This window comes from Streptomyces sp. SudanB25_2051 (genome assembly GCF_964272635.1).
Classification (GTDB): Bacteria; Actinomycetota; Actinomycetes; order Streptomycetales; family Streptomycetaceae; genus Streptomyces.
On record NZ_OZ186787.1, the window covers coordinates 5,081,974 to 5,101,588 of the forward strand.

Genomic DNA, 19,615 nt, shown 5'->3' on the forward strand with positions numbered 1-19,615 from the left:
GGGTGTGGCGCGGCCGGCGGGGAGAGCCGGCGAGGTAAGCCGTAGGGACAGCCTTCACAGGTTACGGCCGAACGGGGGAGGGCGCACCACCGGTTTTCCCGCTGTCAGTGCCGGGTGGCAGGATCGGGACCATGTCCGATCAGCCTGTGTCCGACCAGCTCGACCCAGCCCCGTACGACGCGCTGCTGCTGCTCTCCTTCGGCGGCCCGGAGGGACCCGACGACGTGGTCCCCTTCCTGGAGAACGTGACGCGGGGCCGGGGCATCCCCAAGGAGCGCCTCAAGGAGGTCGGGCAGCACTACTTCCGGTTCGGCGGCGTCAGCCCGATCAACGCCCAGTGCCGGGCCCTGCTCGCCGCGCTGCGCGAGGACTTCGCGGCGGCCGGCCTCGACCTGCCGGTCTACTGGGGCAACCGCAACTGGACGCCCTATCTGACGGACACCCTGCGCGAGATGGTCCGCGACGGCCGCCGCCGCATCGCCGTCCTGGCCACCAGCGCCTACGCCTCCTACTCCGGCTGCCGGCAGTACCGCGAGAACCTCGCGGACGCGCTCGCCGCGCTGGAGGCGGAGGGCCTGTCCCTGCCGAAGGTCGACAAGCTGCGGCACTACTTCAACCACCCCGGCTTCGTCGAGCCCATGGTCGAAGGCGTCCTCCGCTCGCTCGCCGAGCTGGACGAGGGCGTCCGCTCCGGCGCCCACCTGGCCTTCACCACCCACTCCATCCCGGACTCCGCCGCCGACACCTCCGGACCCGTCCGGGACCACGGCGACGGCGGCGCGTACGTGAAGCAGCACCTCGACGTGGCCCGCCTCATCGCCGACGCCGTCCGCGAGCGCACCGGCACCGCCCACCCGTGGCGGCTCGTCTACCAGTCCCGCAGCGGCGCCCCGCACATCCCGTGGCTCGAGCCCGACATCTGCGACCACCTGGAGGAGCTGCACAAGGAGGGCGCCCCGGCCGCCGTCATGGTGCCCATCGGCTTCGTCTCCGACCACATGGAGGTCCTGTACGACCTCGACACGGAGGCCACCGCCAAGGCCGCCGAGCTGGGCCTGCCCGTACGCCGCTCCGCCACCGTCGGCGCCGACCCGCGCTTCGCCGCCGCCATCCGCGAGCTGCTCCTGGAGCGGGCCGCCACCGAGCGCGGCGCCACCGTCGAGCGGTGCGCCCTGGGCGCGCTCGGACCCTCGCACGACCTGTGCCCCGTCGGCTGCTGCCCCGCCCGCGCGGAGCGGCCCGCCGCGGCCGGCGCCGACAGCCCGTACGCCTGAGGAGGCCCCGTGACCGAGCAGCTCCCGCCCGACCCGTCCGACGACCCGCTGCGGGACGAACTGCTGGCCGTCGCCCTGGAGGCCGCCCGCCGCGCCGGCGCCCTGCTGCGCGACGGGCGCCCGGCGGACCTGGGCGTCGCCGCGACCAAGTCGAGCCCCATCGACGTGGTCACCGAGATGGACATCGCCGCCGAGAAGCTGATCACGGAGCACCTCGCGAAGCACCGCCCGCACGACGGCCTGCTCGGCGAGGAGGGCGCCGACGCGGAGGGCACCAGCGGCATCCGGTGGGTCGTCGACCCGCTGGACGGCACGGTGAACTACCTGTACGGCCTGCCGACCTGGGCCGTCTCCATCGCCGCCGAACGGGACGGCGAAGCGCTCGTGGGCGTGGTGGAGATCCCCACGCGCGGCGAGACCTTCCACGCCGTACGCGGCCGGGGCGCGTGGCTGGGGGAGCGGCGGCTGCGCGTGCGGCCGGCCCCGCCGCTGGACCAGGCGCTCGTCGCGACCGGGTTCAACTACGTCACGACCGTCCGCGCGCACCAGGCGGAGGTGGCCCACCGGCTGCTGCCCCTCGTGCGGGACATTCGCCGGAGCGGTTCGGCCGCCGTGGACCTCGCCGACGTGGCCGCCGGCCGACTGGACGGCTACTACGAGCGGGGCCTGCGGCCCTGGGACCGGGCCGCCGGGGCGCTCATCGCGCGCGAGGCGGGCGCCCTGACCGGCGGCAGGCCCGGCGGGCCCGCGTCCGACGACCTGACGGTCGCGGGCGTCCCGGGCGTCTTCGAGCCGCTCCAGACCCTCCTGGAGGACTTCGGCGCCTGGCACGACTGACCGCCCCACCGGGACACGCGCCGCCCGGGCCGGAGCCCTCGGGGGCGTACGGCCCTGGCGACGGGGTCCGGCGGGCGGCGTGCGCGTGCGAAGGCCCCGGGCCCCTGGGAGGGACGCCGGGGCCTTCGCGGCCGGGCCGTCGGACGTCAGACCGTGGAGAGCTCCACGCCGTGCTCCGCCGCCAGGCGGCGCAGGTCGTCCAGCTCCGCCTGCTCGACGTCGGCCAGGAAGTCGTCCCCGGTCTCCCGGGCCCGCGTCAGGTCGGTTTCGGTCGCCCTTATGCGCTGCAGCAGTCCTGCGGTGAAAGCGTCCATGATGCGCCCCCTCGTCATGGGTCGGCGGCACGGGGGTGTGCCGAGGGTGAGGTTTCCGGACCACGCACAGCGCCTCTGGGGGACAGAGCGGCTCGTGGCGTGCCACATACACGGCGTGATCTCGGGTGTGCAGTCGTCCTCCCCAACCGGAACCTCAGGGAAACCTCAAACACCCGTGAGTGTCGTGATCGCGTCCGGTCGCACCGCCCCGGTGAGCCCGCCCGCGGGCCGCCTTACAGCCGGTTTACGCGCGTAAGGGGCAGGATGGCCAGGACACCGGCAGACCCGCCGCTGTCCAAGATCTGCCCGAATGCGGGCTCGGAGGAAGGAACAGCGCCGTGCGCGTACTCGTCGTCGAGGACGAGCAGCTGCTCGCCGATGCGGTGGCCACCGGACTGCGCCGGGAGGCCATGGCGGTCGACGTCGTGTACGACGGGGCCGCCGCTCTGGAGCGCGTCGGCGTCAACGACTACGACGTCGTCGTCCTGGACCGCGACCTGCCCCTCGTCCACGGGGACGACGTCTGCCGCCGGATCGTCGAGCTGGGCATGGCGACCCGTGTGCTGATGCTCACCGCGTCCGGCGACGTCAGCGACCGCGTCGAGGGCCTGGAGCTGGGCGCCGACGACTACCTGCCCAAGCCGTTCGCGTTCAGCGAGCTGACCGCCCGCGTCCGGGCGCTCGGCCGGCGGACGACCGTGCCGCTGCCGCCCGTCCTGGAGCGCGCCGGGATCAAGCTCGACCCCAACCGCCGCGAGGTCTTCCGCGACGGCCGGGAGATCCAGCTGGCCCCGAAGGAGTTCGCCGTCCTGGAGGTGCTGATGCGCAGCGAGGGCGCCGTCGTCTCCGCCGAGCAGCTCCTGGAGAAGGCCTGGGACGAGAACACCGACCCGTTCACCAACGTCGTCCGCGTCACGGTCATGACCCTGCGCCGCAAGCTCGGCGAGCCGCCCGTCATCATCACCGTGCCCGGCTCCGGCTACCGGATCTGACCGTGACAGGCACGCCCGCGCCGCCCCCGGCGCCCCCCAAACCCACCTGGGACCCCCAGATCCCCGCCCGCCCCCTGCTGCGGCCGACCATCCGGATACGGCTCACGCTGCTGTACGGCGGCATGTTCCTGATCGCCGGGGTCCTGCTGCTGTCGATCATCTACCTGCTCACCCGCCAGGCGCTGTACATCAGCACCGACGACCTGCCCTTCAGCCTGCTCAAGGGGGAGGTCGAACCGAACTTCGACTGGTGCCGGCTGCCCGCGGAGGGCGTGACGCCCTCCCAGTTCAACGACGCCATGGCCGCCTGCCTCCAGCACCAGCGCGATCTGGCCCTGGACGACCTGCTGCGGCGCTCGCTGTTCGCGCTGCTGGGCCTGAGCGTCATCGCGTTCGCCTTCGGGTACGCCATGGCCGGCCGCGTCCTGTCGCCGCTGGGCCGGATCACCCGCACCGCCCGGCAGGTCGCCGGCTCGGACCTGAGCCGCCGCATCAAGCTGGCGGGCCCGGACGACGAGCTGAAGGAGCTGGCCGACACCTTCGACGAGATGCTGGACCGGCTGGAGCGGGCCTTCACCGCCCAGCAGCGGTTCGTCGCCAACGCCTCGCACGAGCTGCGCACACCGCTGGCGATCAACCGCACGCTGCTGGAGGTGCACCTCTCCGACCCCGCGGCGCCCGTCGAGATGCGGGAGCTGGGCAAGGCGCTGCTGGCCACCAACGAGCGCAGCGAGCAGCTGGTGGAGGGCCTGCTGCTGCTCGCCCGCAGCGAGAACCAGATCGTGGAGCGCAAGCCCGTGGACGTCGCCGAGGTGGCCTCCCGCGCCATCGACCAGGTGCGCGGCGAGGCCGAGGCGAAGGGCGTGGAGATCCGCGGCGAGCGGGCGCCGGCGGTGGTGCAGGGCAACGGCGTCCTCCTGGAGCGCATCGCCCTGAACCTGGTCCAGAACGCCGTCCGCTACAACGTCCCCGAGGACGGCTGGGTGGAGGTCACCACGGCCGTGGAGGGGGCGCAGGCGGTGCTGGTGGTGTCCAACACGGGCCCGGTCGTCCCGGCGTACGAGATCGACAACCTCTTCGAGCCGTTCCGGCGGCTGCGCGAGGAGCGGACGGGAAGCGACCGGGGCGTCGGGCTCGGGCTGTCGATCGTCCGGTCGGTGGCCCGCGCCCACGGCGGACGGATCACGGCGGTGCCGCGTGAGGGCGGGGGGCTCGTGATGCGCGTCACTCTGCCGAGGTGAGCCGGGCGCCGGGCGCGGCTCCGTGTTCGCTGTACGCGGAATTTCCTCAGGCGGGCCACGTTTGCACTCTGTGTGATCGATCACAGGTGTAGACCTTCCTTCGGTCACGGTCCGTGAGGGAATTTGGCCCTGGAAAACCATGAAAAGTCCGGGTTTCCAGGCCCATGGATCACGGGAAGTACACGGGGTGGTGCCTGTGAAGCGCACGATCCCGACCGTGTACGGTCCCGTTCGCCACCCAAACCCGATCACTCAAGAGGGGTCCGGTTGGGTGTCGATTGAGTAACAGACCTTGATGTGAGGCAAAATCTCCGCCTCAGGTCGGGCACAAGTCCGGCCTCTCACGCGTTACGTGCGCTGGAGACACCGCAAACACCCAGAGGGGGAGAGTGACATGGCTACGGACTACGACACCCCACGCAAGACCGATGACGACGTCGACCAGGACAGTCTCGAAGAGCTGAAGGCCCGGCGGAACGACAAGTCGACCTCCGCGGTCGACGTCGACGAGTTCGAGGCCGCCGAGGGCCTGGAGCTGCCGGGTGCCGACCTCTCCAACGAGGAACTGGCCGTCCGCGTCCTGCCGAAGCAGGCCGACGAGTTCACCTGCATGAGCTGCTTCCTCGTGCACCACCGCAGCCAGCTGGCCCGGGAGAAGAACGGCCAGCCGATCTGCCGAGACTGCGACTGAGGACGGGTCGGTCGTGGCAGGCGAGAACCCGTTCAGGAAAAGGCTCCGCTTCCCCGGGAAGCCGGAGGCCGCCGAGGGCGGCCCGGGGTCGGCGGACGGCGCTCACGAGGCGCCGGCCGGACCCTCCGCCCACCTGCCCTCCCCCGACGCGCGTGACGACGAGCGAGGCCGCCCGGCCTCGCTCGAACCCGCCGGCGACACGAGGCCACGCCGCACGCTGGCCGCGGCCGGCTCCCGCGGCGTGGACCTCGTCAAGCGCGGCGTGCTCAAGAGCAGCGCGGGCGCCAAGGCCGGCCTGGCCTACCTGGCCGACCGGATCATCGACGCCGCCCCCCGCGTGCCCGTGCGGGACCTGGCGACCCTGCGCAGGCAGTTCCCGGGCCTGGGGCCCGAGGAGCTCGCCGACAAGCTGATCGCGGGCGCCGCGACGGCGTCGGCGACGGTCGGCGCCGGAGTGGGCGCCGCCGCGATGCTGCCCGTACCCCCGGCGATGCCCGCCGAGCTGGCCGCGGAGGTCACCGGCGTCGCCGCCATCGAACTGAAGCTCGTCGCCGAGCTCCACGAGGTGTACGGCCAGCGGCCGCCCGGCAACCTCAAGGAGCGCTCCATGGCCTACCTGACGGCCTGGACCGAGGAGCGCGGCATCGACCTCACCAAGCCCACCACCGTCAACGCGGCACTCGGCGGCCGGGTCAAGCGCGAACTGCGCCAGCAGATCATGAAGCGCACCGTGCGGAACCTGCCGAACCTGCTGCCGTTCATGGTCGGCGCCACCGTCGGCGCCGTGATGAACCGCCGCGACACGAAGAAGCTCGCCGAGCAGGTCCGCAACGACCTGCGCACCCGCCAGGTGCCCTGGGACGCCCTCCCCGACCTGCCCCCGCTGGAGCAGCCGGAGAACCCCAAGGAGCTCGGCTTCTAGCCGCCCGACCCACACCACCCCGCCGCCGCGGCCCCGCCCGGCCGCGGGAACGCCGCCGCGCCCGGGGCCGCGGACCGGACCCGGGCACCTGCTCCCGGGCCCCCGAGCCCGGCGTGCCCTCGCGCCCTGCCTCCACGTCCTTGGGGCCCCGTCCCGGCCGCGCCCCGCGCAGTCGGCCGGTACCGGGCCCGCCGGGACGTACGAGCCCGGTGCCGGCCGGCAGCCGGTCGCCGCTACTCCGCGACCTCTGCCGCCCGGGCCGCGCGGATCGCCGCCGCCAGGCCCTCGGGGTCGCGGGTCGACACGTACACATACGGCGTCGGGTCGTCCGGGTCCGTCACCTCCACGCGCACCGCGCGCGGGATGTAGCCGCGCAGCAGCATGAACGCGCGCGGGTCCGCCTTGTACGTCCGCCACGCCCGCGCCTCGTCGGCGTCCAGCGCCTCCGGCTCGCCCAGTGCCTCCACGGGGATGCGCGCGTCCCCCGCGACCAGCGAACCGGCCACCACCCGCACGCGCGCGGAGCCGTACGAGCTGACCGCGATCGCGGCGAGCGCCCCCGCCGCGATGAGCCCGCCCAGCATCGGCACCACGCCCAGCGGCATGGCCACCAGGCCGCCGGACAGCCCCAGCAGGGCGGCGATCACCCACCAGGGGCCGGGGGCGGTGAGACGTTCGTCGTACTGCGGAGCCGTAGGGCGGTCGGAAGGCTGCATACACCCAAGCTTGGCACGGTGCGGCCACCGCCCCGCCGCGCGGGTAAGGTCTGCGGCTGTGAGCACTGCACTGACCCCGCCCGCCGAGGCCCGGCCGCCCGTACGGCACCCCGACGCGCCCGCGCCGGGCGAACCGCTCGGGTCCCACTACGCGTACTGCTTCGGCTGCGGCGGCAACCAGCCGCACGGACTGCGCCTGGAGGCCAGGGCCGGCGAGGGCGTGTCCGTCACCGCCGAGTTCACCGTCACCCCCGACCACCAGGGCGCCCCCGGCCTCGCCCACGGCGGCGTGCTCGCCACCGCGCTCGACGAGACGCTCGGCGCCCTCGGCTGGATGCTGCGCGTGATCGCCGTGACCGGCCGCCTGGAGACCGACTTCACGCGCCCCGTGCCCGTCGGCACCGTCCTCCACCTCCAGGCGGAGGTGACCGCCGTCCACGGCCGGAAGATCTACTCCACCGCCACCGGCCGGATCGGCGGGCCCGAAGGCCCCGTCGCCGTCCGCGCCGACGCCCTCTTCGTCGAGGTCAAGGTCGACCACTTCGTCGACAACGGCCGCCCGGAGGAGATCCAGGCCGCCATGGCCGACCCCGACCAGATCCGGCGCGCCCGCGCCTTCGAGGTGAACCCCTGATGCGCACCCCCGTCGACGTACTGATCCGCCGCCTCGACCCGGAGGTGCCCCTCCCCTCGTACGGGCACCCAGGCGACGCCGGCGCCGACCTCGTCACCACCGAGGCCGTCGACCTGGCTCCCGGCGAGCGCGCGGTCCTCCCGACCGGGGTGTCGATCGCCCTCCCCGACGGGTACGCCGCCTTCGTGCACCCCCGCTCCGGGCTGGCCGCCCGGCTGGGAGTCGGGCTCGTGAATGCCCCGGGGACGGTCGATGCCGGGTACCGTGGAGAGATCAAGGTGATCGTGGTCAATCTCGACCCGCGCGAGAGCGTCCGGTTCGAACGGTTCGACCGGATCGCCCAGCTGGTCGTCCAGCAGGTCGAGAAGGTCCGCTTCCACGAGGTGGCGGAGCTTCCCGGCTCGGCACGGGGCGAGGGGGGCTTCGGGTCCACGGGCGGGCATGCCGCCGTGGGCGGCTGGACGGGTGGGAATCCATACGCAGCGGTCGTAACCGACCGGGAAGGACAGTGACGTGTTCGGACGTCGCAAGAAGGCCAGTGCCGCCGAGAACGCGGCGGGCGAGGCCGAGCAGGTCGTCGACGAGGTCGACACCGACGAGGCGGCGGAGGAGGACGGCCCGCGCCGGGTGAACCTTCCGCCCGCGCCCCGGCCGGACGGCCCGTGGGACATCTCCGAGGTGTCCCGGCCCGAGGAGGGCCGCGTCGACCTGGGCGGCCTCTTCGTCCCGGGCGTCGAGGGCATGGAGCTGCGGGTCGAGGTCGCCGGTGACGCCATCGTCGCCGCGACGGTCGTCCTGCGCGACAGCGCGATCCAGCTGCAGGCCTTCGCCGCCCCCAAGAAGGAGGGCATCTGGGGCGAGGTCCGCGAGGAGATCGCCTCCGGCATCACCCAGCAGGGCGGTGTCATCGACGAGGTCGAGGGCCCCCTCGGCTGGGAGCTGCGCGCCCAGGTGCCGGTGCAGCTGCCGGACGGCACGGGCGGTGTCCAGCTGGTGCGGTTCGTCGGCGTCGACGGCCCCCGCTGGTTCCTGCGCGGAGTCATCTCCGGCCAGGGCGCCGTGCAGCCGGAGGCCGCCGGACTGCTGGAGCAGATCTTCCGCGACACGGTCGTCGTACGCGGCGACGGCCCGATGGCCCCGCGCGACCCGATCGTCCTGAAGCTGCCCAACGACGCGCAGATGGTCCCCGAGGGCGTCCAGACCGAGGGTGAGCCGGCCGGCTCCCGCTTCTCCGGCGACATGGGGCAGCTCCAGCGCGGCCCGGAGATCACCGAGGTCCGCTGACCGTGCCGTGAAGGGGGCGGCCGCCGGGTGACGGGTGTCAGAGTCCTGTCAAGACCGCCCGGAAACACCGCCCCCGTCCGGTTTCGCCTCATCCCCCGCCGTAAGGTCGGTGCTGCGCGAAGCGCACAGTCCGGAAGAGGGTCGTCCGGAAGAGGATGAGGATGGGACGCGGCAAGCTACGGATCTACCTCGGCGCGGCGCCGGGCGTCGGCAAGACGTACGCGATGCTCTCCGAGGCCCACCGCCGCGTCGAACGCGGCACCGACTGCGTCGTCGCCCATGTCGAGCACCACTCCAGGCCCCGCACCGAGGCCCTGCTCGCCGGCCTCGAACAGGTCCCCGGCCGGAGCGTCGAGCACCGGGGCGCCACCCTCCGCGAGATGGACGTCGACGCCGTGCTGGCCCGGCGCCCCGCCGTCGCCCTCGTCGACGAGCTCGCCCACACCAACGCCCCCGGCTCCCGCAACACCAAGCGCTGGCAGGACGTCCAGGACCTGCTCGCCGCCGGGATCGACGTGGTCTCCACCGTCAACATCCAGCACCTGGAGTCGCTGGGCGACGTGGTGGAGGCGATCACCGGCGTACGGCAGGAGGAGACCGTCCCGGACGAGATCGTCCGCCGCGCCGACCAGATCGAACTGGTCGACATGTCGCCCGAGGCCCTGCGCCGCCGCATGGCCCACGGCAACATCTACGCCCCCGACAAGGTCGACGCCGCCCTCGCCGACTACTTCCGCCCCGGCAACCTCACCGCCCTGCGCGAACTGGCCCTGCTGTGGACCGCCGACCGGGTCGACGAGTACCTCCAGCAGTACCGCAGGGACCACAGCGTCTCCGCGATCTGGGGCTCCCGCGAGCGCATCGTCGTCGGCCTCACCGGCGGCTGCGAGGGCCGCACCCTCATCCGCCGCGCCGCCCGCCTCGCCGAGAAGGGCGCCGGCGGCGAGGTCCTCGCCGTGTACGTGGCCCGCGGCGACGGCCTGACCTCCGCCTCCCCCAAGGAGCTCGCCCTCCAGCGCACCCTCGTCGAGGACCTCGGCGGCACCTTCCACCACGTCATCGGCGACGACATCCCCGCCGCGCTGCTGGAGTTCGCCCGCGCCCACAACGCCACGCAGATAGTGCTCGGCGCGAGCCGCCGCAAGAGCTGGCAGTACGTCTTCGGGCCCGGCGTCAGCGGAACCGTCGCCCGCGACTGCGGACCCGACCTCGACGTCCACATCGTCACCCACGACGCCGCCGGGCGCGGCCGCGGACTGCCCGCCGCGCGCCGGGCCCGCCTCAGCCGCGCCCGCAGCGCCTGGGGCTGGGGCGTCGGCGTCATCGGCCCCTGCCTCCTCACCTGGATCGTCGCCGGTCTGGAGGCGGGCGCCGGCCTCGGCATCGGCCTCGGCGCGGGACCCGGCCTCGCCAACGACATGCTGCTGTTCCTGACGCTCACCGTCGCGGCGGCCCTGCTCGGCGGCCTGTTCCCCGCGCTCGCCTCGGCGACCGCCGGCTCCCTCCTCCTGAACTGGTACTTCACCCCGCCCACCCGCACCTGGACCGTCGCCGACCCGGAGAACATCGTCGCCATCGCCGTGTTCTTCGCGGTCGCCGCGTCCGTCGCCTCCGTCGTCGACGTCGCCGCCCGCCGCACCCATCAGGCGTCCCGGCTGCGCGCCGAATCGGAGATCCTCTCCTTTCTCGCCGGCAGCGTCCTGCGCGGCGACACGACCCTCGACGGGCTCCTCCAGGGGGTCCGCGAGACCTTCGCCATGGAGTCCGTCGCCCTCCTCGAACGGTCCGACGACCGCGCCCCGTGGACCTGCGCCGCCCACGCCGGGCCGGGCCGCCCGCCCACGAGACCCGAGGACGCCGACGTCGACATGCCCGTCGGCGACCACCTGGCGCTCGCCCTGACCGGTCGCGTCCTGCCCGCGGAGGACCGCCGCGTCCTCGGCGCCTTCGCCGCGCAGGCCGCCGTCGTCCGCGACCGGCAGCGCCTGGTGGGGGAGGCCGAGGAGGCCCGCAGGCTCGCCGAGGGCAACAAGATCCGCACGGCGCTGCTCGCCGCCGTCTCCCACGACCTGCGCACCCCGCTCGCCGCGATCAAGGCCGCCGTCTCCTCGCTCCGCTCCGACGACGTGGAATGGTCCGACGAGGACCGCGCCGACCTCCTCGAAGGCATCGAGGACGGCGCCGACCGCCTCGACCACCTCGTCGGCAACCTCCTGGACATGTCCCGCCTCCAGACCGGCACGGTCACGCCGCTGCTGCGCGTCACCGACCTGGACGAGGTGGTCCCGATGGCGCTGGGCGGCGTCCCGGAGGGCAGCGTCGACCTGGACATCCCCGAGTCGCTGCCCATGGTCACCGTCGACCGGGGCCTGCTGGAGCGGACCGTCGCCAACCTGGTCGAGAACGCCGTGAAGTACGCCCCCGACGGCAGCCGCGTCCTCGTCACCGCCAGCGCCCACGCGGACCGCGTCGAAGTGCGGGTCATCGACCGCGGCCCCGGCGTCCCCGACGAGGCGAAGGAACGGATCTTCGCCCCCTTCCAGCGGTACGGCGACGCCCCGCGCGGCTCCGGTGTGGGCCTGGGCCTGGCCGTCGCCCGAGGCTTCGCCGAGGCCATGCACGGCACCCTGACCGCGGAGGACACCCCGGGCGGCGGGCTCACCATGGTCCTCACCCTCCGCGCGGCGGACGCCCGTACGACCGCGGGCCCCGCCGTGGACGCCGCGGGGGCGGATGCCCGTACGGCTCCGGGCCCCGGCGTGGACGCCGCGGGGGTGGACGCCCGTACGACCGCGGGCCCCGGCGTGGACGCCGCTGCGGCCGACGCGCGTGCGCCCGAGGCGCGCCGGGGCGGCGCCGTCACCGCTCCGGTCCCCGTCGCGGACGCCCGTACCGCGCACGGTTCACCGCTCCTACAGAAAGCAGGCCCCTCATGACGCGGGTGCTCGTGGTCGACGACGAGCCGCAGATCGTACGCGCCCTCGTGATCAACCTGAAGGCGCGCAAGTACGAGGTCGACTCCGCGCCGGACGCGGCGACCGCCCTCACCCTCGCCGCCCAGCGCCACCCCGACGTGGTCATCCTCGACCTGGGGCTGCCCGACATGGACGGCGTCGACGTCATCAGGGGGCTGCGCGGCTGGACCCGCGTCCCCATCCTCGTGCTCTCCGCCCGCCACACCTCCGACGAGAAGGTCGAGGCCCTCGACGCGGGCGCCGACGACTACGTCACCAAGCCGTTCGGCATGGACGAGCTGCTGGCCAGGCTGCGGGCCGCGGTCCGGCGCGCCGAGCCCGTCGGCGGGGAGGGCGACGTCGTCGTCGTGGAGACGGAGGGCTTCACCGTCGACCTCGCCGCCAAGAAGGTCAACCGGGGCGGCAAGGACGTCCGCCTCACCCCGACCGAGTGGCATCTGCTGGAGGTCCTGGTGCGCAACAGCGGCCGGCTCGTGGGCCAGAAGCAGCTCCTCCAGGAGGTGTGGGGCCCCTCGTACGGCACCGAGACCAACTACCTGCGGGTCTACATGGCGCAGCTGCGCCGCAAGCTGGAGGCCGACCCGTCGCACCCGAGGCACTTCATCACCGAGCCGGGCATGGGATACCGGTTCGAGCGCTGACCTGCGGCGTCCCCGCTCGGCGCCGGGCCGGAGCGGCGCGGGGAGCCGGGGCGGGGCCGGGGTGCGAGGGCCCGCCGCCTGACGGGGCAGCCCGGTAGGCTTTTGCGTATGAGTGCTGTACCACCGCGTACCGGGAAGTCCGGCGGCCGCTTCCGCCGCATGCTGGACCGGCTGTCGAGCTCCCAGGGCGAGCTCGAGTCCGAGGAGCTCCAGGAGGACGCCGAGGCGGCGGGCTGCACGCGTATCTGCGACTGCGGGGACCGCCAGATCGTGAAGGTGACTGGTACCTTGCGGACGGTCACCCTCCGTCCGAGGGCCGGAGTGCCGGCCCTGGAGGCCGAGCTGTTCGACGGCACGGCCCCGCTGGACGTGGTGTGGCTGGGACGGCGGTCCATCGTGGGCATCGAACCGGGCCGCAAGCTCATAGCCTCCGGCCGCATCTCCATGAGCCAGGGGCGCAGGGTCCTGTTCAATCCGAAATACGAGCTGCGACCGCTCGGACAGGAGTAGCCGGTGACGTCAACCGACAAGCCGACCACCGACGCTGGCGGCCCGTGGGGCCACGACGGCCACGAAACCGCAGGACACACCGGCCTCGCCGGCCCCTCCGCCGCCGGCTCCCCGGCCGGACCGGACGGCGCGGAGGCCCGGCCCGGCCAGGACGGGCCGGGTGGCGACCACGATGTGAAGGCCGTCACCGAGGCCGCGCTGTTCGACGCGTTCGGCGGCGTCCGCGGCATGGTGGAGACCGTCCTGCCCGGCCTCCTCTTCGTCACGATCTACACGATCAACAAGGATCTGCACGCCTCCGCCCTCGCGGCGCTCGCGGTGTCCCTGCTGCTGGTCGTCGTCCGGCTGATCCGCCGCGACACGGTGAAGCACGCCTTCAGCGGCGTCTTCGGCGTCGGCTTCGGCGTCGTCTTCGCGATGATGACCGGCGACGCGAAGGACTTCTACCTGCCCGGCATGCTGTACACGCTGGGCCTCGGCCTCGCGTACATCATCACGACGCTGGCGGGCGCCCCGCTGATCGGCCTCATGCTCGGCCCGGTCTTCAAGGAGAACCTCTCCTGGCGCACCCGCAACCCGGGCCGCAAGAAGGCGTACGCCAAGGCCAGCTACGCGTGGGGCTTCATCCTGCTCGGCAAGTGCGCGATCCTCTTCCCCCTGTACTGGTGGGCCGACACGACGCAGCTCGGCTGGGTGCTCGTGGCGCTGAAGATCCCGCCGTTCCTGCTGGCCGTCTACCTGACGTGGGTGTTCCTCGCCAAGGCGCCGCCGCCGATCGACGTGTTCGCGGAGATGGAGGAGGCCGAGCGCGCGGAGAAGGCCGCCAAGGCCGAGCGCGCCGCCGAGCGGGAGCGCCAGGCCAACGCCTGAGCCGCCAGGCCGCCTGCCCGCGTGGGCGCCCGCCCTGTACGGGCTCCGCGCCCGGCGCCGGGCGCGGAGCCCGGAGACGTACGGCGAAGGGCCGGGGACCACGATCGGTCCCCGGCCCTCGTACGTGTCCGGCGCCCGTACCCGCCCGGTCGTCACACGCCCTCGTACGTACCCGGCGCCCGTACCTCGCCCTCGTACGTGCCCGGCGCCCCGTACCCGCCCGGCCGTCAAACGACCTCGTACGGACGTACGCCCCCGCACGCACGTACGTCCGCCGGCCCCGGGGCACATGCTCCGGGGCCGGCGGACGTACGGTGGTCGTGGGCCCGGCTCAGTCGGTCGCGGTGTCCTCGCGGCGGACCGACAGCAGGTCCTCCAGCTGCTCCTCGCGCGCCTGCGCGGCCACGAACAGCAGCTCGTCGCCGGCCTCCAGCGTCTCCTCGGCGCTCGGCGTGAGCACCCGCGAGCCGCGGATGATCGTGACGAGCGAGGTGTCCTGCGGCCAGGCCACGTCCCCGACGCGCGTCCCCGCGATCGCCGACTCGGGCGGCAGGGTCAGCTCCACCAGGTTCGCGTCGCCGTGGCTGAAGCGCAGCAGCCGGACCAGATCGCCGACGCTCACCGCCTCCTCCACCAGCGCCGACATCAGGCGCGGCGTCGACACGGCGACGTCCACGCCCCACGCCTCGGTGAACAGCCACTCGTTCTTCGGGTTGTTGACCCGCGCGACGACCCGCGGCACCCCGTACTCGGTCTTCGCGAGCAGCGACACGACGAGGTTCACCTTGTCGTCGCCCGTCGCGGCGATCACGACGTGGCACCGCTGCAGCGCCGCCTCGTCCAGGGACGTGATCTCGCAGGCGTCGGCCAGGAGCCACTCCGCCTGCGGCACCCGCTCCACCGAGATGGCGGTCGGCGCCTTGTCGATGAGCAGCACCTCGTGCCCGTTCTCCAGCAGCTCGCCCGCGATGGAACGACCCACCGCGCCCGCGCCGGCGATGGCGACCCGCATCAGTGACCGCTCCCCTCGGGGCCGTGGGCGAAGGCCGCCTCGACCTGCTCGACCTCGTCCGTCCGCATCATCACGTGCACCAGGTCGCCGTCCTGGAGGACCGTCTGCGACGTGGGCAGGATCGCCTCGCCCAGGCGGGTGAGAAACGCCACGCGGACGCCCGTCTCCTCCTGGATGGTGCTGACCTTGTGGCCGATCCACGCGGGGGAGATGTACACCTCGGCGAGCTGCACCCCGCCGCTCGGGTCACGCCACAGCTCCTCGGCGCCGGACGGCAGCAGCCGCCGCAGCATCTGGTCGGCGGTCCACCGGACCGTGGCGACCGTCGGGATGCCCAGCCGCTGGTACACCTCGGCGCGCCGGGGGTCGTAGATGCGGGCGGCGACGTTCTCGACGCCGAACATCTCACGCGCCACGCGGGCCGCGATGATGTTGGAATTGTCACCGCTGCTGACCGCGGCGAACGCCCCGGCCTCCTCGATGCCCGCCTCGCGCAGGGTGTCCTGGTCGAAGCCGACACCGGTGACACGCCGGCCACCGAAGCCCGAGCCGAGGCGCCGGAAGGCCGTGGGGTCCTGGTCGACGACGGCGACCGTGTGACCCTGCCGCTCCAGGGTCTGCGCCAGTTCGGCGCCGACACGGCCGCAGCCCATGATCACGATATGCACGTCCGCCTACCCCGCACTCCTGGTCACCCTGCTGACCCGCGAAAACACCCTGCTCACTCTTCTCTCTCAGCCTGCGTGCGGTGCTGTACCGGACGAGCTTATGCCCCGACCAGTCAGTAGGCCTCATCCGCGTCCGGCAGCCGTGCGCGCGTCAAGCATGCGTAAACGCGCCACCCGCAGACGCCTTCCGTCCGTTTGGACCGCTTACGATCCTCTGCGTGTCCAAACTGACCGACGTGCCGAAACGCATCCTGATCGGCCGGGCCCTGCGCAGCGACAGGCTGGGAGAGACCCTCCTCCCCAAACGCATCGCGCTCCCCGTCTTCGCCTCCGACCCGCTCTCCTCCGTGGCGTACGCGCCTGGCGAAGTCCTGCTGGTCCTGTCCATCGCGGGTGCCTCGGCGTACGCGTTCAGCCCCTGGATCGCGGCCGCCGTCGTGATCCTGATGTTCACGGTCGTCGCGTCGTACCGGCAGAACGTCCACGCCTACCCCAGCGGCGGCGGCGACTACGAGGTCGCCCAGACCAATCTCGGCCCGCGCGCCGGGCTCGGCGTCGCCAGCGCGCTGCTGGTCGACTACGTCCTCACCGTCGCCGTGTCCATCTCCTCCGGCGTGGAGAACCTCGGCTCCGCCATCCCGTTCGTCGTCGAGCACAAGACGGCGTCCGCCATCGCGATCATCGTGCTCCTGACCCTGATGAACCTGCGGGGCGTCAAGGAGTCCGGCCGCCTCTTCGCCATCCCCACGTACGTCTTCATCACCGGCGTCTTCGCCCTCATCCTCTGGGGCGCCTACCGCGGCCTGGTCCTCGGCGACACCATGCGGGCGCCCACCGCCGACCTGGAGATCCAGGCCGAGCACCAGGGCCTCGCCGGGTTCGCGCTGTTCTTTCTGCTGCTGCGCGCCTTCTCCTCCGGCTGCGCCGCGCTCACCGGCGTCGAGGCCATCAGCAACGGCGTCCCCGCCTTCCGCAAGCCCAAGAGCCGCAACGCCGCGACCACCCTCGCGCTGATGGGCGGCTTCGCCGTCACCATGTTCTGCGGCATCATCGCCCTCGCCCTCGCCACCGACGTCAAGATGGCCGAGAACCCGGCCCACGACCTCCTCCGCGACGGCAGCCCGGTCGGCGCCGACTACCACCAGGAACCGGTGATCTCCCAGGTCTCCGCCGCCGTCTTCGGCCACGGGAGCATCCCGTTCATCCTCCTGGCCGCCGCCACCGCGCTCGTGCTGTTCCTCGCCGCGAACACCGCGTACAACGGCTTCCCGCTGCTCGGCTCGATCCTCGCCCAGGACCGCTACCTGCCCCGCCAGCTCCACACCCGCGGCGACCGGCTCGCCTTCTCCAACGGCATCGTGCTCCTCGCCGCGGCCGCCGCCGTCCTCGTCTACCTCTACGACGCCGAGGTCACCCGCCTCATCCAGCTCTACATCGTCGGTGTCTTCGTCTCGTTCACGCTCAGCCAGATCGGCATGGTCCGCCACTGGAACCGGCTGCTGGGCACCGAGACCGACCCGGCCGCGCGCCGCCGGATGATCCGCTCCCGCGCGATCAACGCCTTCGGCGCGTTCTTCACCGGCCTCGTCCTGATCGTGGTCCTCGTCACCAAGTTCACCCACGGCGCCTGGGTGGCGCTGCTCGGCATGGCGATCTTCTACGTGACGATGACCGCCATCCGCAAGCACTACGACCGGGTCGCCGCCGAGCTCGCCGCCCCCGACGGACCCAGCGACGACAGCGTCCGCCCGGCCCGCGTCCACTCCATCGTCCTGGTGTCCAAGATCCACCGCCCGACGCTGCGCGCCGTCGCCTACGCCAAGCTGATGCGCTCCGACAAGCTGGAGGCGCTCAGCATCAACGTGGACCCGGCCGAGACCAAGGCCCTCACCGAGGACTGGGAGCGCCGCGGCCTGGACGTCCCGCTCAAGATCCTCGACTCCCCGTACCGGGAGATCACCCGGCCCGTCGTCGAGTACGTCAAGAGCCTGCGCCGCGAGAGCCCGCGCGACGTCATCAGCGTGATCATCCCGGAGTACGTGGTCGGCCACTGGTACGAGCACCTCCTCCACAACCAGAGCGCGCTGCGCCTCAAGGGCCGCCTGCTGTTCACGCCCGGCGTGATGGTCACCTCCGTCCCGTACCAGCTGCGCTCCTCGGAGGCGGCGAAGCAGCGGGCGAAGAAGAACCAGGAGTGGAACGCCCCCGGATCGGTCCGGCGCGGCCTGGTCGAGACCGGGCCCAAGCGGCCGTCCCGGCCGAACGGCAAGGACTGACGGCGCGGGGACGTAGACTGGTGGGCTGGTCACCCCCGGCCGCCAGGCCGGGCCGGCCGCAAGCCGCTCCGTCCCCTTCCCCCTCTCCCTGGAGTCAGCCCGCCATGCCGAAGAACGCACCCGAGACCCCCTCGCTGATCGGTGCGGAGTACGAGGTCGAGGTCGGCCCCGTCGCGCATGGCGGCCACTGCATCGCCCGCACGGAGGAGGGCCGCGTCCTGTTCGTCCGGCACGCGCTGCCGGGCGAGCGGGTCGTCGCCCGCGTCACGGAGGGCGACGAGACGTCCCGCTTCCTGCGCGCGGACGCGGTGACCGTCCTCGACGCGTCGAAGGACCGCATCCCGGCGCCCTGCCCGTACGCCGGGCCGGGCCGCTGCGGCGGCTGCGACTGGCAGCACGCCAAGCCGGGCGCCCAGCGCCGCCTCAAGGGCGAGGTCATCGCGGAGCAGCTGCGCCGCCTCGCGGGCCTGACGCCCGAGGAGGCCGGCTGGGACGGCACGGTCGTCCCCGCCGAGGGCGACAAGCTGCCGGCCGGTGAGGTCCCGCAGTGGCGCACGCGCGTGCAGTACGCCGTCGACGCCTCCGGCCGCGCGGGCCTGCGCCGCCACCGCTCCCACGAGGTGGAGCCGATCGACCACTGCATGATCGCCGCCGAGGGCGTGAGCGAACTGGGCGTCGAGAAGCGCGAGTGGCCGGGCATGGCGTCCGTGGAGGCGATCGCCGCGACCGGGTCGCAGGACCGCCAGGTCATCCTCACCCCGCGCCCCGGCGCCCGGCTGCCGCTGGTCGAGCTCGACAAGCCGGTGTCGGTGCTGCGCGTGGAGGAGAAGGACGGCGGCGTCCACCGGGTGCACGGCCGCCCGTTCGTCCGGGAGCGCGCCGACGACCGCACGTACCGCGTCGGCAACGGCGGCTTCTGGCAGGTCCACCCGAAGGCCGCCGACACCCTGGTCCGCGCCGTCATGCAGGGCCTGCTGCCCCGCAAGGGCGACACGGCCCTGGACCTGTACTGCGGCGTCGGCCTCTTCGCGGGCGCCCTCGCGGACCGCGTCGGCGACAAGGGCGCGGTGCTCGGCATCGAGTCGGGCAAGCGCGCCGTCGAGGACGCCCGCCACAACCTGCAGGGCTTCGACCGGGTACGCATCGAGCAGGGCAAGGTCGACCAGGTCCTGCCGCGCACGGGCATCACGGACGTCGACCTGATCGTCCTGGACCCGCCCCGCGCGGGCGCCGGCAAGCAGGTCGTCCGCCACCTCGCGGCCCTGGGCGCCCGCCGCATCGCGTACGTCGCCTGCGACCCGGCCGCCCTCGCCCGCGACCTGGCGTACTTCCACGAGGCCGGCTACAAGCCGCGCACGCTGCGGGCGTTCGACCTTTTCCCGATGACCCACCACGTGGAGTGCGTGGCGATCCTGGAGCCGGTGAAGAAGGACGCCTGACCTGGGGTTGCGCGGGTGCGCCCTATGCGGGTGTGGCGTTGGGGGCGATGTCTCGACGCTGAAGTGACGCTCATTTGACGCTCGTTCTGATGATGCGTCACCTGGCCGACCGTGCCGGTCGCGTGCCCGACCCCGGCGTCCGTGGCGCTGGTACAGCGTCAGCTGCACCAGCGGTCCGAGGTCTGGGGGCCCCTGTGAGCGGCCGGTTCGAGACGCTGAGCGTACGCCGGCTGCTTGGACCGGTTGCCCGAAGGGCGGTGCGACCAACCGAGGAGGGGGGCGGCTCAGCCCCGCGGCTGCCGTGGTCGTCACATGCGGC

Annotated in this window: 19 protein-coding genes; 15 read left to right on the plus strand and 4 right to left on the minus strand. The window is 73.2% G+C overall.

All coding sequences use genetic code 11. From position 1 onward, the window contains the following. Window positions 1–146 precede the first annotated feature (146 nt). Together ACSUPT_RS22790 and ACSUPT_RS22795 are read left to right on the plus strand one after the other, a co-directional pair. Window positions 147–1,274, plus strand: coding sequence for a ferrochelatase (locus ACSUPT_RS22790; protein ID WP_399219485.1), 1,128 nt, complete (start codon window positions 147–149; stop codon window positions 1,272–1,274). Between the two features lie 9 nt (window positions 1,275–1,283). After that, window positions 1,284–2,111, plus strand: a complete 828-nt coding sequence (locus ACSUPT_RS22795) for an inositol monophosphatase family protein (protein WP_351965010.1) — start codon at window positions 1,284–1,286, stop codon at window positions 2,109–2,111. Window positions 2,112–2,257: 146 nt separating this feature from the next. Here the strand turns inward: ACSUPT_RS22795 and ACSUPT_RS22800 are convergent, their stop codons facing one another. Then, complete coding sequence (locus ACSUPT_RS22800) at window positions 2,258–2,425, minus strand: hypothetical protein (protein WP_351965009.1); 168 nt, start codon at window positions 2,423–2,425, stop codon at window positions 2,258–2,260. Window positions 2,426–2,763: 338 nt separating this feature from the next. Between ACSUPT_RS22800 and ACSUPT_RS22805 the strand changes: the two genes are divergently transcribed. The 4 genes from ACSUPT_RS22805 (at window position 2,764) to ACSUPT_RS22820 (ending at window position 6,271) form a co-directional block, all read left to right on the plus strand. Continuing rightward, window positions 2,764–3,417 (plus strand): response regulator transcription factor, encoded by a 654-nt coding sequence (locus ACSUPT_RS22805; protein ID WP_023586132.1) that lies wholly within the window; start codon window positions 2,764–2,766, stop codon window positions 3,415–3,417. Between the two features lie 2 nt (window positions 3,418–3,419). Next, window positions 3,420–4,658, plus strand: coding sequence for a sensor histidine kinase (locus ACSUPT_RS22810; protein WP_351965008.1), 1,239 nt, complete (start codon window positions 3,420–3,422; stop codon window positions 4,656–4,658). A gap of 394 nt (window positions 4,659–5,052) precedes the next feature. Then, a complete protein-coding gene (locus ACSUPT_RS22815) occupies window positions 5,053–5,349 on the plus strand; it encodes a DUF4193 domain-containing protein (RefSeq protein ID WP_010471668.1) in 297 nt (98 codons plus the stop codon). Window positions 5,350–5,362: 13 nt separating this feature from the next. After that, the gene (locus tag ACSUPT_RS22820) at window positions 5,363–6,271 is read left to right on the plus strand and encodes a hypothetical protein (protein WP_351965007.1); all 909 of its coding nucleotides are present in this window, start codon (window positions 5,363–5,365) and stop codon (window positions 6,269–6,271) included. A 233-nt stretch (window positions 6,272–6,504) separates the two neighbouring features. Here the strand turns inward: ACSUPT_RS22820 and ACSUPT_RS22825 are convergent, their stop codons facing one another. Then, on the minus strand, window positions 6,505–6,987 hold the full coding sequence (locus ACSUPT_RS22825; RefSeq protein ID WP_351965006.1) for a DUF3093 domain-containing protein: 483 nt from the start codon (window positions 6,985–6,987) through the stop codon (window positions 6,505–6,507). Window positions 6,988–7,045: 58 nt separating this feature from the next. Between ACSUPT_RS22825 and ACSUPT_RS22830 the strand changes: the two genes are divergently transcribed. The 7 genes from ACSUPT_RS22830 to ACSUPT_RS22860 all read left to right on the plus strand — a co-directional run bounded on the left by ACSUPT_RS22830 (window position 7,046) and on the right by ACSUPT_RS22860 (window position 13,901). Further along, the gene (locus tag ACSUPT_RS22830) at window positions 7,046–7,621 is read left to right on the plus strand and encodes a PaaI family thioesterase (RefSeq protein WP_351965005.1); all 576 of its coding nucleotides are present in this window, start codon (window positions 7,046–7,048) and stop codon (window positions 7,619–7,621) included. Next, window positions 7,621–8,133 carry a dUTP diphosphatase gene (gene dut, locus ACSUPT_RS22835; protein WP_023586127.1) on the plus strand — a complete coding sequence of 171 codons (513 nt, stop codon included), beginning with the start codon at window positions 7,621–7,623 and terminating at the stop codon, window positions 8,131–8,133. Before ACSUPT_RS22830 ends, dut begins: the two co-directional genes overlap by 1 nt. A 1-nt stretch (window position 8,134) precedes the next feature. Beyond that, window positions 8,135–8,905, plus strand: coding sequence for a DUF3710 domain-containing protein (locus tag ACSUPT_RS22840; RefSeq protein WP_351965003.1), 771 nt, complete (start codon window positions 8,135–8,137; stop codon window positions 8,903–8,905). 161 nt (window positions 8,906–9,066) lie between these two features. Continuing rightward, window positions 9,067–11,841 (plus strand): ATP-binding protein, encoded by a 2,775-nt coding sequence (locus ACSUPT_RS22845; RefSeq protein ID WP_436945393.1) that lies wholly within the window; start codon window positions 9,067–9,069, stop codon window positions 11,839–11,841. Beyond that, window positions 11,838–12,521, plus strand: a complete 684-nt coding sequence (locus ACSUPT_RS22850; protein ID WP_351965001.1) for a response regulator — start codon at window positions 11,838–11,840, stop codon at window positions 12,519–12,521. The genes ACSUPT_RS22845 and ACSUPT_RS22850 overlap by 4 nt, the downstream gene beginning before the upstream one ends. A 108-nt stretch (window positions 12,522–12,629) precedes the next feature. Further along, window positions 12,630–13,031, plus strand: a complete 402-nt coding sequence (locus ACSUPT_RS22855) for an OB-fold nucleic acid binding domain-containing protein (RefSeq protein WP_351965000.1) — start codon at window positions 12,630–12,632, stop codon at window positions 13,029–13,031. Between the two features lie 3 nt (window positions 13,032–13,034). Next, entirely contained in the window at window positions 13,035–13,901 is an 867-nt protein-coding gene (locus tag ACSUPT_RS22860; protein WP_436945394.1) for a DUF3159 domain-containing protein, read from the plus strand. Between the two features lie 331 nt (window positions 13,902–14,232). Here the strand turns inward: ACSUPT_RS22860 and ACSUPT_RS22865 are convergent, their stop codons facing one another. Further along, window positions 14,233–14,913: a potassium channel family protein gene (locus ACSUPT_RS22865; protein WP_351964999.1), complete on the minus strand. Its 681-nt coding sequence runs from the start codon at window positions 14,911–14,913 to the stop codon at window positions 14,233–14,235. Continuing rightward, the gene (locus tag ACSUPT_RS22870) at window positions 14,913–15,581 is read right to left on the minus strand and encodes a potassium channel family protein (protein WP_315878813.1); all 669 of its coding nucleotides are present in this window, start codon (window positions 15,579–15,581) and stop codon (window positions 14,913–14,915) included. The genes ACSUPT_RS22865 and ACSUPT_RS22870 overlap by 1 nt, the downstream gene beginning before the upstream one ends. Window positions 15,582–15,799: 218 nt before the next feature. Here ACSUPT_RS22870 and ACSUPT_RS22875 point away from each other — a divergent pair, with 218 nt between their 5' ends. Continuing rightward, the gene (locus tag ACSUPT_RS22875) at window positions 15,800–17,857 is read left to right on the plus strand and encodes an APC family permease (protein WP_351964998.1); all 2,058 of its coding nucleotides are present in this window, start codon (window positions 15,800–15,802) and stop codon (window positions 17,855–17,857) included. Window positions 17,858–17,961: 104 nt separating this feature from the next. Further along, complete coding sequence (locus ACSUPT_RS22880; protein ID WP_361662514.1) at window positions 17,962–19,296, plus strand: class I SAM-dependent RNA methyltransferase; 1,335 nt, start codon at window positions 17,962–17,964, stop codon at window positions 19,294–19,296. The last annotated feature ends 319 nt before the right edge of the window (window positions 19,297–19,615 follow it).

Bases quoted from the DNA above. Each gene is read 5' to 3' on its own strand.
- ACSUPT_RS22800 (WP_351965009.1), bottom strand. From the start codon at position 2,425: ATGGACGCTTTCACCGCAGGACTGCTGCAGCGCATAAGGGCGACCGAA.
- ACSUPT_RS22815 (WP_010471668.1), top strand. From the start codon at position 5,053: ATGGCTACGGACTACGACACCCCACGCAAGACCGATGACGACGTCGAC.
- ACSUPT_RS22825 (WP_351965006.1), bottom strand. From the start codon at position 6,987: ATGCAGCCTTCCGACCGCCCTACGGCTCCGCAGTACGACGAACGTCTC.
- dut (WP_023586127.1), top strand. From the start codon at position 7,621: ATGCGCACCCCCGTCGACGTACTGATCCGCCGCCTCGACCCGGAGGTG.
- ACSUPT_RS22845 (WP_436945393.1), top strand. From the start codon at position 9,067: ATGGGACGCGGCAAGCTACGGATCTACCTCGGCGCGGCGCCGGGCGTC.
- ACSUPT_RS22850 (WP_351965001.1), top strand. From the start codon at position 11,838: ATGACGCGGGTGCTCGTGGTCGACGACGAGCCGCAGATCGTACGCGCC.
- ACSUPT_RS22855 (WP_351965000.1), top strand. From the start codon at position 12,630: ATGAGTGCTGTACCACCGCGTACCGGGAAGTCCGGCGGCCGCTTCCGC.
- ACSUPT_RS22865 (WP_351964999.1), bottom strand. From the start codon at position 14,913: ATGCGGGTCGCCATCGCCGGCGCGGGCGCGGTGGGTCGTTCCATCGCG.
- ACSUPT_RS22880 (WP_361662514.1), top strand. From the start codon at position 17,962: ATGCCGAAGAACGCACCCGAGACCCCCTCGCTGATCGGTGCGGAGTAC.